The 16604-nt window shown below is 72.0% G+C and carries 12 protein-coding genes; all 12 read right to left on the minus strand.

The features are described from left to right. Positions 1-3 precede the first annotated feature (3 nt). Positions 4-1350, minus strand: coding sequence for a VWA domain-containing protein (locus G3I77_RS00690; RefSeq protein ID WP_248500433.1), 1347 nt, complete (start codon positions 1348-1350; stop codon positions 4-6). Positions 1351-1450: 100 nt separating this feature from the next. Next, positions 1451-2866 (minus strand): PP2C family serine/threonine-protein phosphatase, encoded by a 1416-nt coding sequence (locus tag G3I77_RS00695; protein WP_248500434.1) that lies wholly within the window; start codon positions 2864-2866, stop codon positions 1451-1453. A 3-nt stretch (positions 2867-2869) separates the two neighbouring features. Continuing rightward, entirely contained in the window at positions 2870-5416 is a 2547-nt protein-coding gene (locus tag G3I77_RS00700) for a serine/threonine-protein kinase (protein WP_248501428.1), read from the minus strand. A gap of 17 nt (positions 5417-5433) precedes the next feature. Next, the gene (locus tag G3I77_RS00705) at positions 5434-6768 is read right to left on the minus strand and encodes a hypothetical protein (RefSeq protein ID WP_248500435.1); all 1335 of its coding nucleotides are present in this window, start codon (positions 6766-6768) and stop codon (positions 5434-5436) included. Positions 6769-6848: 80 nt separating this feature from the next. Continuing rightward, positions 6849-7898: a glutamate ABC transporter substrate-binding protein gene (locus tag G3I77_RS00710; RefSeq protein WP_248500436.1), complete on the minus strand. Its 1050-nt coding sequence runs from the start codon at positions 7896-7898 to the stop codon at positions 6849-6851. Further along, positions 7895-9346: a hypothetical protein gene (locus G3I77_RS00715; protein WP_248500437.1), complete on the minus strand. Its 1452-nt coding sequence runs from the start codon at positions 9344-9346 to the stop codon at positions 7895-7897. Before G3I77_RS00715 ends, G3I77_RS00710 begins: the two co-directional genes overlap by 4 nt. Positions 9347-9840: 494 nt before the next feature. Next, positions 9841-10806: a BadF/BadG/BcrA/BcrD ATPase family protein gene (locus G3I77_RS00720; RefSeq protein WP_248500438.1), complete on the minus strand. Its 966-nt coding sequence runs from the start codon at positions 10804-10806 to the stop codon at positions 9841-9843. Beyond that, the gene (locus G3I77_RS00725; RefSeq protein ID WP_248500439.1) at positions 10797-12062 is read right to left on the minus strand and encodes a 6-phospho-beta-glucosidase; all 1266 of its coding nucleotides are present in this window, start codon (positions 12060-12062) and stop codon (positions 10797-10799) included. Before G3I77_RS00725 ends, G3I77_RS00720 begins: the two co-directional genes overlap by 10 nt. A 6-nt stretch (positions 12063-12068) precedes the next feature. Continuing rightward, positions 12069-12962 (minus strand): carbohydrate ABC transporter permease, encoded by an 894-nt coding sequence (locus tag G3I77_RS00730; RefSeq protein ID WP_248500440.1) that lies wholly within the window; start codon positions 12960-12962, stop codon positions 12069-12071. After that, positions 12959-13903, minus strand: coding sequence for a carbohydrate ABC transporter permease (locus G3I77_RS00735; protein WP_248500441.1), 945 nt, complete (start codon positions 13901-13903; stop codon positions 12959-12961). Before G3I77_RS00735 ends, G3I77_RS00730 begins: the two co-directional genes overlap by 4 nt. A 3-nt stretch (positions 13904-13906) precedes the next feature. Further along, the gene (locus G3I77_RS00740; protein WP_248500442.1) at positions 13907-15244 is read right to left on the minus strand and encodes an ABC transporter substrate-binding protein; all 1338 of its coding nucleotides are present in this window, start codon (positions 15242-15244) and stop codon (positions 13907-13909) included. Between the two features lie 56 nt (positions 15245-15300). Continuing rightward, positions 15301-16512, minus strand: coding sequence for an ROK family transcriptional regulator (locus G3I77_RS00745; RefSeq protein WP_248500443.1), 1212 nt, complete (start codon positions 16510-16512; stop codon positions 15301-15303). Positions 16513-16604: the final 92 nt, after the last annotated feature.

Genomic DNA, 16604 nt, shown 5'->3' on the forward strand with positions numbered 1-16604 from the left:
AGGTCACTTCTTCACGCGAACAGTCTTGGTGGAACGGGTTTCGAGCGTCATCTCGTCAGCCTCCGCGACCTTCGCCTTCAGTCGCACAGTACCGGTCGCGGCATCGACCACGTCCACCACCTTCGCAAGCAGTTTCGCAGTATCGGCGTTCCCGGAGGCACTCGCGAGCTGAACGGCCCGGCCCAGTTTGGCCGTTGCTCCATCCATATCGCCCGACTTGCGAAGATCCAGCCCTTGTCGGATGACTTGCGCCAGTTCGGCCTGCCCGGTGTAGTGGGCGACCTGAGGGTTGATCGACGTCGACGCGACCATGTCGTCCGTCCACACGGCCCGCACCAGACCCTGCGCGCCCAGGTTCTGGACGCTGCCGTCGGGTTGCGGAATGACCAGTGAGAGCCGGGCCGCCAGCATCTCCTGGCCGATGTTCGCGACCGGGACCTCGACGCAGACGTGGTAGTCACGGGACTCATCTCCCCAGGAACCAAGGGGATAGTCGCCGGCGCGCGGACTCGCCTCGGTGCGCCGGCCGGTCAGGTCCTCGACCGTCGGCGCGACCTGCTTGACGAACTTCACGGTCGTGTCGACGGGGGTCCACAGCCGCAGGGAGACGTCCGCGACCTCCTTGCCCATCGCCGTCTCCATCATCTGTGTGAAGTCGGCGGCGAGCGCGGCGGGATCGGCGACGATGTCGGCGGTGCCGAGCAGGGCGGAGGCGATCCCTGTGACTTCTTTCACTTCCCAGTCGGTGCCCACGCCGCGTGCGTCACACGTGAAGCGCCCGGCGCACGCGTCGAGCGCCGCCTTCAGGTCCTGGGGCGACTCGTGTTCGTTGCGGCCGTCGGTGAGCAGGATGCCGTGCCGGATCGCGACGTCCGCGGACGACAGCAGGCGGTCGGCCAGTTTCAGCCAGGTGCCGATGGCCGTACCGCCGCCCGCGCTGAACGAGCGCAGTGCCTGCTTGGCCTGCCCGCGGGTGGTGGCGTCGGCGACCGCGACGCGCCCGCCGCCCGGGTAGACCTCCTTCGCCACGTGCGTCCCGCCGATCACCGCGAAGTGCACGCCGTCGCGCAGGGTGTCGATCGCCGCGGCCGTGGCGTCGCGGGCGTTGCGCATCTTCGTCGGCGGGTAGTCCATCGACCCCGAGCAGTCGACCATGACCGCCACGGCCGCGGACGGGCCCTGGCCGGGCGAGTAGAGGTGGGGCGCCGCGACCGCGCTGCCGATCGTGCCGCCGCCGGTCGCCGTCACCGTGACGATGGCGTTGACCTCGCCGGCGCCCTCCGGCAGGTACTCGTTCTGGTACACGTCCACCGTGAACTGGGGCACGTTCGACTTCGAGAAAATGGCCATGCCTGCTTCGATCCCCCTCGAAAGCCCCCACCTTCAGCGGGGTGATGACGGTAGGCGGACCGGTCCCCTCCGGTCCGCCGAGGCGTCCCCGTACGTGGCCTCAGGCCGATCCTGCCCCCTGGGGCACGGCCGGGAACGGCACGAGCGCCACTGTTACGTTGTCGTGGCCCCCGCCGTCCAGGGCGTGGCCGACGAGCACCCGGGCGCTGTGCAGCGGATGACCGGCCGCGTCGAGCGGGAGGACCCTGGCCATCTCGTCGGCCGCCTCCGCGTAGTTCCACAGGCCGTCCGTGCAGACCACCACCACGCCGGGCCGGTCCGGCTTGAACGCGGCGGTGTGCGGTTCGAGTTCGTAGGCGTCCGCGCCGAGCCAGCCGGTGATCGCGTGGGCGCGCTCGTCGGCGTAGGCCTCGGCCTCGTTCATCAGGCCCGCGGCGACCATCTGCGCGGCCCACGAGTCGTCCTCGGTGAGCCGGGCGGGGGGAGCGCCGCGGTCGACCGGCACCCAGTAGGCGCGGCTGTCGCCGACCCAGCCGACGATCAGCAGGCCCGACGTCACCACGGCGCCGACGATGGTGCAGGCGGGGGCGTTCTGGTGAGGTGCCTGCTCGAGGGCCGTGGCGGGCTCCGCGGCGAGCGAGTTGACGGCGCGCGAGGCGGCGAGGATCGCGTCGTGCATCGCCTGCTGCGGGTGCGTGCCGCGCGGCAGGGCCGCCAGCAGCGTCTCGCCCGCCGCCTTCGACGCGGCCGCGGAGGCGTCGTCGGGGCGGGTCGCCGAGGAGACGCCGTCGCAGACGATCGCGACGGAGGCCGGGGAGCCGTCGGGCAGCGCGGTGGTGCCGATGGCGAACGCGTCCTCGTTGCGGTGGTGGCGCAGGCCGCGGTCGCTGACCGCGGCCACCGGGCCGGACTCCTGCTCCATGTGGTCCCGTTCGCGCGGCTGGGCGTGGCCGCAGTTCTCGCAGTAGCCGTCGTCGTCCACGCGGCCGGCCCGGCAGGCGACGCAGACCTTGCCGCCGGCGCCCGCGGCCTGGGCCGCCGGCTCGGCGGACGCCCGTGGGTCCGGTGCCTGGAGGAGGTACTCGTCGGGCTGTGTCTGGTAGATCTCCGGCGACGCGGCAGACCCGTCGGGCTGCGGCGGCCGGTCGAAGCGCACACCCGCGGCCGCGGCCGGCGGGGCGCTCGGCGGCGGGGGCGCCTGAGGCGGCAGGGCGGAGCCGCCCGAGTCCGTGCCCGGGAGGTCCGCCGGCAGGTGCACCGCGTCCGGGGCACCGGCGCCGTCCGGCCCCGGTGCGGGCCAGGCCGCGCCGGCGGGTGGCGCCGGCGGGGGCTCGGGATACGCACCGGCCGGGGCGCCCTGGGCGGGCACCGAGCCGTTCATGGTGATGGTCGGGTTGTCCTGAGGCCGTGCCGGCACGGCGGACAGGTCGTATCCGCACGCGCCGCAGAAACGGTCACCCGACTCGAGGGGTTCCTCGCAGCTCGGGCAGGCGGACAACTGGGGCATCTGCGACATCAACTACACCCACGTCCGGGGGCGGTAACGATTGGCACGTTCCACCAGGTCGATCCTCTCCTCGCCGCCCCGCGCCAGCCGGGCCAGCGTGCGGTACGAGCGCTCCAGGCCGAAACGCAGGCCCCGCTCGTCCAGGCCGCTGCCGAGCAGCGTCCGTCCCCCGGCGGCGGGAGGGGCGGAACCCTGGCCCCCGGAGAGTACCCAGTCCAGCGCGCAACCGAGGACTTCGGCCGACAACTGCTCCCGGCGCGCCGGATCCAGACCGTACGCCTCCAGCGCCTCGACCTGCGCCGCGGCGGCCGTCAGATCCCCCAGGAACGGCGCGTCGGACGCGGTCGCGGTGCGCTGCCGCAGCCGCGCCCGGACGGCCGCCACCCGCGCGGGCGTGTAGTGGATGGAGGACTCCGGGACCGACTCCAGCGTCCGTACGGCACCGCGCCGGTCCCCGGTCGCCAGCTGGACCCGGGCCAGGCCGAACGCCGCGCTCACATAGCTGGGGTCGGTCGACCACACCAGCCGGTAGTACTCGGCGGCGTTGTCGAGCTGGCCCAGCACCTCCGCGCACAGGCCCAGCGCCAGCTTGGGCGCGATCTCGCCAGGGAAGGCGTCGTAGATCGCGTCGAAGGCGAGTGCGGCGCCCTCGTCGTCGCCCGTCACCAGCGCGGCCACGCCCCGGTACCAGACCACCCGCCAGTCGTCGGGCCGCTCGCCCTCCAGCGCGACCAGGGCCTGCAGCGCGGCGCCCGGCTCGCCGGTCTCCAGCCAGGCCCGGATCTGCCGGAGCCGCGTCTCGATCGACGGGGCCGGGGCGGCTGCCAGGGCGCCGAGCAGTTCGGCCGGGGCGGAGGTCATCAGGCCCGCGAGGAAACCGGCGTTGGGGTCGGTCGGGTCGACGCGGGGGACGGGCAGGGCGAAGGCGGCAGCGGGCGCATCGACGGGCTTGACGAGGCTGTGCGGGCCCTCGGGCCGCTGCGGATGCGGCAGGGCGGCAGGAGCGCCGGCGCGCGTCCGGGCCCGCACCGCCCGGGCCCCCAGGCGGGACACCTCGCCGGCCGGCTTGGGGAACAACTCCGTGTCCGTGACCCGCAGTTCCGGTCCGAACAGCGTGGACAGGGCAGGGCGGGCGCGGCCCGTCTGGAGGGAGACGACCTCCCGCAGGACGCCCGTCAGCTGCTCGGTCATCTCCTGCGCGGAGGCGAACCGGCGGGCCGCGTCGGGGTCCGTGGCGCGGACCAGGAGCCGGTAGAACGACTCGTACTGCCGGAACACCTCGATGTGGTCCGGGTCGGGCAGGGAGTCGACGTAGACGTTCGTGTAGCCCTGGAAGTCGAAGGTCAGGACGGCCAGGGTGCGGGCGACGGTGTAGAGGTCGCTCGCCACCGACGGGCCGGCCTCGGCGACCTCGGGCGCCTGGTAGCCGACCGTGCCGTAGATGGCCGACTCCTCGTCGTCCGTCCTGCGCACGGCGCCCATGTCGATCAGCTTGAGCTGGTCCTCGGTCTGGATGGCGTTGTCGACCTTGAAGTCGCAGTACAGCAGGTTCCGGCTGTGCAGATGCCCGAGCGCCTCCAGCGCCTCGATGCCGTACGCGCAGGCCTGCTCCACCGGCAGCGGGTCGCGCCTGCCCTGTGCGGTGCGGCGGGCGTTGGCGATCTCCTTGAGGGACTTGCCGCCGACGTACTCCATGACGATGTAGCCGTCGAGCGAACCCGTGCGCTGGTCCAGATGCTCCACGAAGTTGTAGATCCGCACGATGTTGGCGTGCTCGATCTCCGCGAGGAAGCGCCGCTCGGAGATCGCCGCCGCCATGGCGTCCTGGTCGCCCGTGTCCAGCAGGCCCTTGAGGACCACCCAGCGGTCCGAGACGGCCCGGTCGACGGCGAGGTAGATCCAGCCGAGCCCGCCGTGCGCGAGGCAGCCGACCACCTCGTACTGGCCGTGTACCACGTCCCCGGCCCTCAGCTTCGGCACGAACGAGTACGGGTGCCCGCACTTGGTGCAGAAGCCCTCGGTACGGCCCGGCCGGTCGCCGCGCGCCCGGCCCACCGGGGCGCCGCAGTCGGAGCGCGAGCAGAATCGCTTCCGCTCGGGAACCTCGGGGTTGTCCAGGACCATCGCGCGCGGGTCGGGCCGCGGGATCGGCGGCACCTGCACCAGCCCGGCGCCCAGCCGGCCCCGGGACCCGGAACCGGCGGTCGAGCCGGAGCTGCGCACCGACACCGAGCGGCCCGTCGACCTGCCCGACAGGGACCGCGACAGGCGCCCCGACACCGAGCGGCGGGACTTCGAGGACTGGGACGACGTCCGCGAACTGCGGTTGCTGGAGCGGGAACTGCCGCTGCCGGCCGACCCGCGGGAGCCGCCCCTGCCTCCGGCGGTGATGCCGGTGGGAGGCGAACCGACCAGGCCGCTCGCCGCGACGACCGGGGCGAGACCGCAGGTGTCGCAGTACAGCTCGCCGCCGCCCACGTCCTCGTAGGTGCCGCCGCAGGTGGGGCGCTGGCAGGTGCGCGGAGGCGTGCCGGCCGGCTCGTGCGGTGCCTGACTCATGGACTCACCCTCGTCGCTCATGCGCCCGGCCCCCTCCGGTCGTCCTCGGGCACGCCCTGCCCCGGCACCCGCGGGCCGCCGAGCAGCTCCGCGGCCGCGTGCTGGTAGCGCAGCACCGCCTGCTCGGCGGCGCGCAGGTCGCAGGGCGCGCTCCACAGCATGCGGCGCGCCTTCTCGTACCGCTCCACCAGCAACGTGTCCTCGGCGAAGCCGTGCCGGGCCACCTTCGCCTTGTACGCGTCGAGACGGCCGCGCAGCTCGGCGCGGACCGCCAGCGGGGCGGTGACCGCCGTCAAGGACTCGCGGGCGCGCAGCAGTTCGTCCTCGGCCTTCTGCTCCAGCGACTCCAGCAGCGGGGACAGCCGGTGCCACTGCGCCTGCCTGCGGTACTCGGCGGCCGCCGCCACCTGCTCCTGCAGCACGGTGGGCGGGCCGCTGACGACCGGCACCTCCGTCGCCGCGATCTTCGCGAGGACCTCGCCGCGTGCCGTGCGCGCCTCGGCGAGCGTGCGGTCCGCGCGGCTGAGGATGTCCCGCAGCTGCACGATCCGCTTCTCGGCGTCCTGGCGAACCGTCAGTACGGCGTCGATCTCACGGCGTACGTCCTCCAGCGCGCGTGCCTCGCGGTCGTACACCGTCGTGTCCGGTCTGCCGCCGCCGGGCGCCGAGCTGCCCTCCGCGGCCAGCCAGAACGCCAGCGGGTCCGAGACCACCTGCTCGCGCAGCTTCGTCAGTATCCGCGTGATGCGCTCCAGGTCGTCGCCCGCCGGGTGCTCGCCGGGGCGCACACCGACCGAGTGCGCGAGCCGCCGGGTGCGCTGGAGTTCCGCCGCCAGCAGATCGATCCGGGCCGGCAGGGCCGACCAGACCGCGTCCGCGGCGACCACCATGTCCAGACTCGTCGCGTACAGCTCGTTCATCCGGTCGACGAGGGTGGTGAGCGAGAAGCGCTCGCTGAGTTTCGTCGGACTGCCGTGCAGGGTGGGGGCGTTGGCCGTCGCCGTGGCACTGCCCGCCACGGTGACCGAGTCGCCGTTCAGCAGTTCCGTCAGCTCCACCAGGTCCTCGCGGCTGGACCAGCGGCGGCGGGCCCGGATGTCGCGGGCGGAGCGCAGCGCGTCGGTGTACGCGTCGAAGTACGTCCACAGCAGCGTGATCGACGCCTCCGTGGACGTCCAGCGCTCCTGGGTGACGCCGGTGAGCTCGGCGCCTTCCAGGAGTCTGCGGCCCGCGTGGTCCTGCAGGGCGAGGAGCGAGGTCTCGATCGCCTCGTGCTCCGCCCCGAGCCGCGCCAGCGCACGGTCCACCTCGTCCCGGTCCATCACCGGCCCGGTGGGTCCCGTGACGCCCATCGATCACCTCTCGCTGCGGTTGTGTGTCGCGTGTCGTCTGTCGTCTTCTGGTGTGCGATGTGCGCGGGTTCAGCAGGGTGTCAGGTGGTGCGGAGGTACTGCGGTGCCGGTGGTTCCGACTTCTTCGCATCCTTGCCCAGTGTTGCCGACAGCCATTGGTCGTACGACGCCTGCCAGCCGTTCGCGGTGTCCTTGCGGTAGTCCACCAGGATCTGGTTGACCCGGCGTACCAGATCGTCCGCGTCCTTCTTCATCGCCACGCCGTAGTACTCGGCAGTGAAGGCGTCCCCCTTGAGCTGGACCGTCGGGTCCTGTGCCGCCTGGCTCGCCGCGAGCGCGCCGTCGGTCACCACGGCGTCGACCTCGCCGAGCTGGAGCCGCACCAGGCAGTCGAGTTGGTTGGGGACGGTGGTGGAGATGTCGGTGCCGGCGGGGAGTTCGCCCGCCTTCTGGTCCGCCTCCAGCGTGGAGTACGCCGTGGAGCCGGCCGCCGTGCAGATCTTGCGGTCCGCGAGCGTGTCGTCGTAGCCCTTGACGGGGGAGGACTTCGGGGCCAGGACCTGCTGGCCCGTCTTGAAGTAGGGCGCGGAGAAGGCGACGTCGGCGATGCGGGCGCAGTTGATCGTCATCGTGCGGACGACCATGTCCACGCGGCCGTCCTGGATCGCCGGGATGCGCTGGTCGGTGGGGATCGCCTTGAACTGGACGGCGTCCGGGTCGCCGAGTATGTCCTCGGCGATGCGGTGGACCAGGTCGATGTCGAAGCCCTCGAGCTCCGCGGTCTTGCCGCTGTTGGGGTTGCGGTAGCCCCAGCGGTAGCTGTTCTGGTCGACGCCGACGATCAGTTTGCGCTTCTCGCCCTCGCGGTTCTTGATCGCCCGGATGGTGTCGCCGTCGGCGGAGGAGGGGGAGAGGGTCTGCTTCTCGGGGGCCTCGCAGTCTTCCTCCGCCATGGTCTGGGCTGTCCGGGTCGCGGTGGTGCTCTGGGTGGCCGTGGTGGCCGTGGTGAGCGGTAGGCAGAGGGCCACCAGCGCCACCAGGGCGCAGACGACTGCCATCGCGGTCACTCCGCCCCAGCCCCTGAGCGCGTCTCGCACGGTCGTTCCTCCCTTCGCCCCTGGCCCGTTCATCGGTACTCCGACAGCCTGCGGCCGATGCCCAGGACCGCGCCCGCGGCGCCCAGCACCGCGAGGACGGCCGCACCGGCCGGCATGCCCGTCAGCGCGTCACGGCCGTCGCCCGCCGCGCGCCTGAACTCCGTCTCCTCGTGCGCGAGTGCCGTGCGCAGGTTGTCGTCGACGCTGTCGAAGCACTCGCCCGTCGCGCCCTTGGTGCCGATGACCTTGTCCAGCGCCTGCTGGTAGTTGCCGTTCTCGTCCTGCTCGCGGGCCGCGGTGTGGCGCTTCTTCCACTCCGTCATGTTGCCCACGGCGGCGGTGACGGGGCGTTCGCCCGAGGAGTCGTCGGCGAGCTTCTCCGCTGCCGCCAGGTGGGCGGCGAGGGCCTTGATGTCCGTGCCGAAGTCGTAGTCGTAGGCGTCGTAGGTCTCTTCGCCGACCTTCTTCGTCTCCGCGCCGCGGGCCACCAGGGTGAGGTTCTCGTTGCCCCTGGCCTTCAGGGAGGCGATGCGCGCGTCGTGCAGCACGTTCAGGGAGCGGACGCCGTGGTCGTAGGAGTCGTCCAGTCCCGCGCGGGCGACGGTGTGGCCCACGACCAGCCACAGGAGGACGACCGTCGCCGTCGCTGTGGCGGCCACCAGGCCGTGGTTCAGAACCCTGTTCGTCCGCTGGTAGTTGCGGTGCTGGGCCCAGGCGAGGGCGGCCAGGGCGGCGATGCCGAGGGCGATGGCCGCCCAGGGGTAGGGCGTGGCGGCGGCGTAGTCCGCGCTGAGGCGCTGGTTCTCCTTCTTGTAGAGGTCCTCCGCCGCCGGGAGCATCTGCTGTTGCATCTTCTCGTTGGCGTAGCGGAGGTAGGCGCCGCCGACGGGGAAGCCCTGGCGGTTGTACGTGCGGGCGCGCTCCACCAGGCCCTTGTACTCCGGGAGGAGCCTGTTGAGCTTCGCGATCGTCGCCGTGGACGGGGAGTCCGGGTCGGCGTTGGCGGCGGCGTTGACGAGCTTCTCGGCGGCTGTGCGGATGTCCCGCTCGTAGCGGTCGCGGGTGGTGGACGACTCCTGGCCGCCGGCGAGGAAACCGCTGGAGGCGGCGGTGTTGGCGTCCGCGAGGGAGCGGTAGATGTCGGCGGCGTCCGAACTGAGGGGCTGGCTGCGGGTGAGGACGTCGTCGGCGGCGGCCGCGCGGCCGGTCATCTGCCAGGAGGCGACGGCGCCGAAGCCGATGACGAGGAGGGCCAGGAGAGCGCCGATGATGCGGAGCCGGCCGGGTTCCGTGGTGGCGGCGGCGCGGAGCTGGTCGAGGCCCTCGGCGAACGCGGTGCGGCGGGGGCCCGCCGGGGGTGCCGAGGGCGCCGGGGTGTTGTCGGGGGGCCGGGCCGGGGGTGCCGCCTGTGCCGGTACCGCCGGCAGGACGGGCAGGCCCGGGCCGGGTGGTGGCGGGCTGCTCTTCGGCGTGTACGTCACTGTGACCTCCCCCGTGGTCATCCGTCGCCCGCAAGTATCGCTGCCGGGACTGACATCCGCACCGGCCTTGCCTCGATCTTGATCGGATCGCAGCGTGGAGCGTGCCTCGCGCCCCCTCGTACCACCCCTCGCTCAGGAACACGTACGGGGAGGGGGTTCGGTTCCCGTGGGTGGGGGTGCGCGGCTTCGCCTGCCGCCGGGGGTGGGTCGGGGCCGCGTCGGGGGGTGTCCGTCCTCGGAACGGCGCGATGGGGTCTCACGCCGACTGACTGTCCGTTGACGCGCCAACCGCTGCGGGCGGACACCCCCGACACGTCCCCTTGCGTCGTACGGCGGGTGCGGGCCGCCCTGGCTGCGGGCATGTGTGCCGCCTGGGGCGATGGGGGTCCCCCTGCTCGAGCGAAGCCGAGAGCTTGGGGGAGGGTGGGCGCAGGCGGCACCTCGTCACGCCGAGTTGCGCGCCCACCCGGCCTGAGGGGCAACAGCCCTGCGATTCACACCTCGTAGTACCTCCGCAACCGCCCCTGCGCCCCTTCACACGAGCCGACTCTGTCCAGGCCCAGCAGCGCCGCGCCGAGCACCGGGCTCGCCGTCACCACCTGCGGTGCCGCCTTGGGGGCACGTTCCGTGAGCAAGTGGGCGACGCGGTCGTTCAGCTGGGGATGACGGGCCGCCAGGACGCCGCCGCCCAGGAGGACCGGGGTCTCCTCGGACAGGAGGCCCAGGCGGGTCAGGGCGACGACGGCCATGGCGACCACCTCTTCGGCCTGGCGCTCCACGATCGACCGGGCTACCGGGTCACCGCCGGAGGCCGTCGCGAAGAGGACCGGGGTCAGCTCGTGGCGCCGGAGGGCCGGGAGGCGCTCCAGGTGCAGCGCCTCGACGAGGGCGTACACGGAGGGCAGGCCGAAGTGGGCGGGGAGGGTGCGGGACAGGGCGGTGGGGGCGCCGCGGCCGTCCTCCGCCCGGGACGCGTGCCAGAGGGCCTCCTCGGACAGGCCCCAGCCGCCGCCCCAGTCGCCCGAGACCCGGCCGAGCGCGGGGAAGCGGACCGTGCGGCCGTCGGGTCGCATGCCCACGCAGTTGATGCCCGCGCCGCAGACGACCGCGACACCCCGGGGTTCGGTGACACCGGCCCGCAGGATCGCGAAGGTGTCGTTGCGGACCGTCACCGTCGTGCCCCAGGCGCGCGCCCGCAGCGCCGCGGCCAGTTGTTCCTCCTCGACGGGGAAGTCGGCGTTGGCGAGGCATGCCGAGACGTGGGTGACCGAGGTGAGCCCCGCGGCGGTGAGGGCCTGCGCCACCGTTTCGGCCAGGCCGTCCATCGCCGTGTCCACGCCCACGGCCGGTGGGCGGAAGCCGCCCCCGCGTGCCGTGGCGAGGACCTCCCCGGCCGCCGTCACGATCGCGACGTCCGTCTTGCTGTTGCCCGCGTCGATGGCGAGGACGGTCAGGCCCACGCGAGGTGCTCCCGGTTGTGTGCGATCAGCCGGTCGGTGAGCGTCTCGGCGTACGCGTGCTGGCCGATGAGCGGGTGGGAGAGGAGGGCGCGGAAGACGCGTTCCCGGCCGCCGTGCAGGGCGGCCTGGAGGGCCAGGTCCTCGTAGGCCGTGACGTTGGCCATCAGGCCCGCGTAGAGCGGGTTCACGGGCTGTACGGGGAGGGGGGACGCGCCCTTGGCGCCCACCGCCGCCTGGACCTCGATCACCGCGTCGTCGGGGAGGAACGGAAGCGTGCCCCGGTTGTACGTGTTCACCACCTGGTACGGCGAGCCGCCGCCGCCCAGCAGGGCCGCCGCCAGGTCCACCGCCGCCTCCGAGTAGAAGGCACCGCCCCGCTCGGCGAGCAGCTCCGGCTTCCCGTCCAGGGCCGGGTCGGCGTACAGCGCGAGCAACCGCCGTTCCATCTGGGCCACTTCGGCCGCACGGGACGGCTTGGTCCCGAGTTCCCGTACGACCTCGTCGTGTGCGTAGTAGTAGCGCAGGTAGTAGGAGGGGACCACGCCCAGGGTGTCGAGCAGAGGGCGGGGCAGGCGGAGGCCGGCCGCGATCGTGTCGCCGTGCTCGCCCAGCAGGGTCGGCAGGACGTCCTCGCCCTCCGGGCCGCCCAGGCGTACCGCCGTCTCCCAAGTGAGGTGGTTGAGGCCCACGTGGTCCAGGTGGATCTCGGAGGGCTCCACGGACAGCAGGGCCGCGAACGTGCGCTGCAGGCCGATCGCCACGTTGCACAGGCCCACCGCCTTGTGGCCCGCCTGGAGCAGGGCGCGGGTCACGATGCCGACCGGGTTGGTGAAGTCGATGATCCAGGCCCGGGGGTTGGTGCGGCGGACCCGGTCCGCGATGTCCAGGACCACCGGGACCGTGCGCAGGGCCTTCGCCAGGCCGCCGGCGCCGGTCGTCTCCTGGCCCACGCAGCCGCATTCCAGGGGCCAGGTCTCGTCCTGCTCGCGGGCCGCCTGGCCGCCTACGCGCAGTTGCAGCAGGACCGCGTCCGCGCCGTCCACCGCCTCGTCGAGGTCGCTGGTCGTGGTGATGCGGCCCGGGTGGTCCTGGCGGGCGAAGATGCGGCGGGCCAGGCCGCCGACCAGGTCCAGGCGGTCCTGCGCGGGATCCATCAGGACCAGTTCCTCGACGGGCAGGGTGCCCCTCAGGCGGGCGAAGCCGTCCACGAGTTCGGGGGTGTAGGTCGAGCCTCCGCCGACCACGGTGAGTTTCATACAGGTCTAACCCTTTACTCCGGTGAGCGTGACACCCTCCACGAACGCCTTCTGGGCGAAGAAGAACACGAGGATCACGGGGGCCATGACCAGCACGGTGGCGGCCATGGTGAGGTTCCAGTCGGTGTGGTGGGCGCCCTTGAACGACTCCAGGCCGTAGGAGAGGGTCCAGGCGCCCGGGTTCTCCGAGGCGTAGATCTGGGGGCCGAAGTAGTCGTTCCACGCGTAGAAGAACTGGAAGAGCGCCACCGCGGCGATGCCCGGTCTGGCCATCGGGAGAACGACCTTCAGGAGCGTGCGCAGGTCGCCGCAGCCGTCCACCTTGGCCGCGTCCACGTACTCGTCGGGGATCGTCGTCAGGAACTGGCGCAGCAGGAAGATCGAGAACGCGTCGCCGAACGCCATGGGGATGATCAGCGGCCAGAGCGTGCCGGACAGGTCCAGCTGCTTCGCCCAGAACAGGTACATCGGGATGATGATCACCTGCGGCGGCAGCATCATCATCGAGATGACCAGCATCAGGGCCAGACTGCGGCCGCGGAAGCGGAACTTGGCCAGGGCGTAGGCCACGGGGATCGAGGAGACGACCGTGAGGACCGTGCCCAGGCCCGCGTAGACCAGGGTGTTCCTCCACCAGGTGAGGAAGCCGGGGGTGTCGAAGACCTTGGTGTAGTTGCCCCACTCCCAGGTGCGGGGGATCAGGTCGCGGCTGAGCGCCTGGCTGTCGCTCATGAGGGAGGTGAGGAGGACGAAGACGAACGGGAGGACGAAGAAGAGGGCCGCCGCGATGCCGAGGGAGTGGATCGCCACCCATTCCAGGAGGCCCCTGCGACGGGCCGTGCGCTCCGCCGGTGAGGGCGGCGCCTTCGAATCCAGGGGTGTGTCGAGTACCTGCGTCATCGTTCACCTGCCTGGATCAGGCCGCCCCTGCGGCGCATCAGAAGTCCCGTGAAGGCCATGGAGAGGGCGAAGAGGACCAGGGCGACGACGCAGGCCGAGCCGTAGTCGAAGCGTTGGAAGCCCAGGTTGTAGACGAGCTGGGGGAGCGTGAGGGTGGACTTGTCCGGGTAGCCGGGCTCGAACTGCGTGCCTGCGCCCTGGATCACGCCCGACGCGACCTTCCCGGCGATCAGCGGCTGCGTGTAGTACTGCATCGTCTGGATCACGCCCGTGACGACCGCGAACATGACGATCGGCGAGATGTTCGGCAGCGTTACGTAGCGGAAGCGCTGCCAGGGCGTCGCGCCGTCCAGTTCCGCCGCCTCGTACTGCTCCTTCGGCACGTCGAGCAGGGCGGCCATGAAGATGACCATCAGGTCGCCGATGCCCCAGAGGGCCAGGAGGGTGAGGGCCGGCTTCGACCAGGCGGGGTCGCTGAACCAGCCCGGGGCCGGCAGTCCGGTCTTCCCGAGGAGGGAGTTGACCGGGCCCGTGCCGGGGTTGAGGAGGAAGGCGAAGGCCATCGTGGCCGCCACCGGCGGGGCGAGGTAGGGCAGGTAGAAGAGGGTGCGGAAGACACCGGTGGCCGTCTTGATCTTGGTGATCAGCAGGCCCACGCCCAGGCCGAAGGCGACCCGGAGCGTGACCATGACGGCGACCAGCCACAGGGTGTTGCGCAGGGCGGGCCAGAAGAGGGGGTAGTGCGCGAAGACGTACGTCCAGTTCTTCGGGCCGCTCCACGCGGGCGGCCTGAAGCCGTCGTAGCGCATGAAGGAGAAGTAGACGGTGGAGATCAGGGGGTAGGCGAAGAAGCCCGTGAAGCCGATCAGCCAGGGGGAGAGGAAGGCGAGGGTGCGCAGGGTCGAGCGGCGGTGTTTCGCCCGCAGGGCAGAGGTGCTCATGGCCTACTTCGCCTGCGCGATGTCCGTGTCGATCTGCGCGGCCGTCTTCTTCAAACCGGCCTTGAGATCGGTGGCCTTGCCGCTTTCGTAGGCGTAGCCGAACTCCTGGATCGTGGTGAGGTAGACACCGCCGTTGACCGAGGCGGGAGCCGTGGTGGAGGCCGGGTTCGCGGCGATCTCCAGGAACGTCTTGAAGCGCGGGTCGTACGTCAGCTTCGGGGACTTCAGGGCCGCCAGCGTCGAGGGCACGTTGTGGATGGCGTTGGAGAAGTCCACCACCGCGTCCGTGTCCGTGGTGATGTACTTCACCAGCTCCCAGGCCGCGTTCTGCTTCGTGCTGGTCGCGGCGATACCGGCGATGGTGCCGGTGATGTAGCCCTTGCCGTACTGGTCGGCCTGGTCGTCGGGCACGGGCAGCGGTGCCACGCCGATGTCGAACTTCGGCTTGGTGTCCAGGGCCATGCCCAGGCGCCACTCGCCGTCGAGCTGCATGGCGACCTGGCCGGTGTGGAAGGGGTGCTTGGGGCCCCATTCGTCGCCGAGCCCGGAGCGGTAGGTCTCCAGCCTGCGGTAGCCGCCGAGTGCGTCGACCAGCTTCTTCTGCGTGGTGAACGCCTGCTCGAAGGCCGGGTCCTTGCCGACGTTCGACTTGCCGTCCTTGTCGAAGTACGTGGGGGAGAACTGGCCGAGGTAGTGCTCGGTGGTGGTCTCCCAGCCGTGGTAGTTCGGCATGAAGCCGAGCTGCTTGTACGTGTCGCCCTGGGGGATCGTCAGCTTCTTGGCGACCCGCTCGAATTCCGACCAGGTCTTCGGCGGGGCGGCGATACCGGCCTTCTTGAACGCCGTCTTGTTGTAGTAGAGGCCGTAGGCGTCGCCCAGCAGGGGCACCGCGCAGCGGTTTCCGTCGAACTGGGTGTACTCGTTCATCGCCTTCGGGAAGGTCTGCCGCGGGTCGACGCCCGACTTCTCGAAGAAGGGGTTGAGATCCACCAGGGCGCCCGAGGAGCAGAACTTTCCGACGCTGTTCGTGGTGAACGACGAGATCACGTCCGGGGCCTTGCCGCCGCCGGTGCGCAGGGCCTGGTTCATCTTGTCGTCCGTCATGTTGCCGACGACGTCGACGTGGATGCCGGGGTGCGCCTTCTCGAATCCGGCGACCAGGTCCTCGACGGCCTTCACCTCCGACGGCGCGCTCCAGGCGTGCCAGAAGTTGATGGTCGTCTCCTTGGACGCGTCGTCGCTCGCGCCCGCCTCGGACTGGCCGGTGCACGCGGTGGCGAGGAGGGCGAGGGAGGCGGAGGCGGCGAGCGCGAGGGCGGCTTTTCTGGATGTTCCGGGCATGGCAGAGCTCCCTGAGGCACGGGGGAAGAAGGGAAATACCGGGGGAGGGGGGTGGGTCAGCGGGAGGTGTCGAAGACCTCGTCGCGCGTGGTCTTGAGCGCGCTCTCCAGCGCGCCGCGCAGCACGGGGTGTTCACGGACGTCGCCCACGACCAGGCGCGGGCGGGAGGCGGCCAGCTCTTCCAGTTCGGCCTGGACGAGGGCGCGCAGGGGCTCGCCGCCCGAGGTGAGGGACGCGCCGCTCAGCACGACGAGCTCGGGGTCGAGGACCGAGACCAGCGAGGCCAGACCGGTGGCCAGCCGGGTCGCGTAGGTCTGGAGGAGGTGCCGGTGGGCGTCGTCGCCGGCCTGTGCCGCCCTGGCCACCAGCTCGGCGGCGGCCTCGGTGTACGGGCCGGGCGGGATGTCCTCGATGCCGAGGTCGCGGGCCAGACGCGGGACGGCCTGGGAGCCGGCCAGCGCCTGGTAGCCGCCGCTGTTGGCCTTGGTGACCTGGCGGACCAGAGGCGTGCCCGGTACCGGCAGGAAGCCGACCTCGCCGGCACCGCCGGTCCAGCCGCGGTGCAACCGGCCGCCGAGCACCAGGGCGGCGCCCAGGCCCTCCTGGTTCCACAGCAGTACGAAGTCCGCGTGGCCCCGGGCCGCGCCGAGGCGCTGCTCGGCGAGCGCGACCAGGTTGACGTCGTTCTCGTATTCGAACGGCATCGGCAGGGCCGCGGCGAGCTCGTCCAGCAGGGTGGGGGAGTGCCAGCCGGGGAGGTGCGAGGCGTAGCGCAGCCGGCCGGTCGTGGGGTCGAAGGCGCCCGGGGTGCCGATGACGAGCCGGTGGATGTCGCCCCGGGCGAGACCGGCCGCCTTCACCGCGCCGTCCAGGGCGTCGGTGACCTGCTGGACGACCGGGGTGCCGGTGCGCCTGCCGGGGGTGGGCAGCTCGTGACGGCCGACGGTGCGGCCGGTGATGTCGGCGACCGCGGCGAGGATCCGCTGGGGGGTGACGTCGAGTCCGGCGGCGTGACCGGCCGCCGGGTTGACCTCGTAGAGCTGGGCGCCCGGGCCGGGCCGGCCTTCGGTGGTGCCGGTGGCCAGGACGAGGCCCGCCGCCTCCAGACGGGCCAGGAGCTGCGAGGCGGTCGGCTTGGACAGGCCGGTGAGCTTGCCGATCCGGGTGCGGGACAGCGGTCCGTGTTCCAGCAGCAGGTCCAGGGCGGCCCGGTCGTTCATGGCGCGCAGGACGCGCGGGGTGCCCGGCGTGCCGGCGGTTCCTGCCATGCGTGTCCACACCTGCCCTTCGGCTGCTCAGCTTCTCAGTGATCAGGAGGGGAAGTCCATCGGGCGGCCGTTCCTTCGGATCACTGTTAGGA

It is taken from the genome of Streptomyces sp. D2-8, assembly GCF_023184515.1.
Lineage (GTDB): Bacteria > Actinomycetota > Actinomycetes > Streptomycetales > Streptomycetaceae > Streptomyces.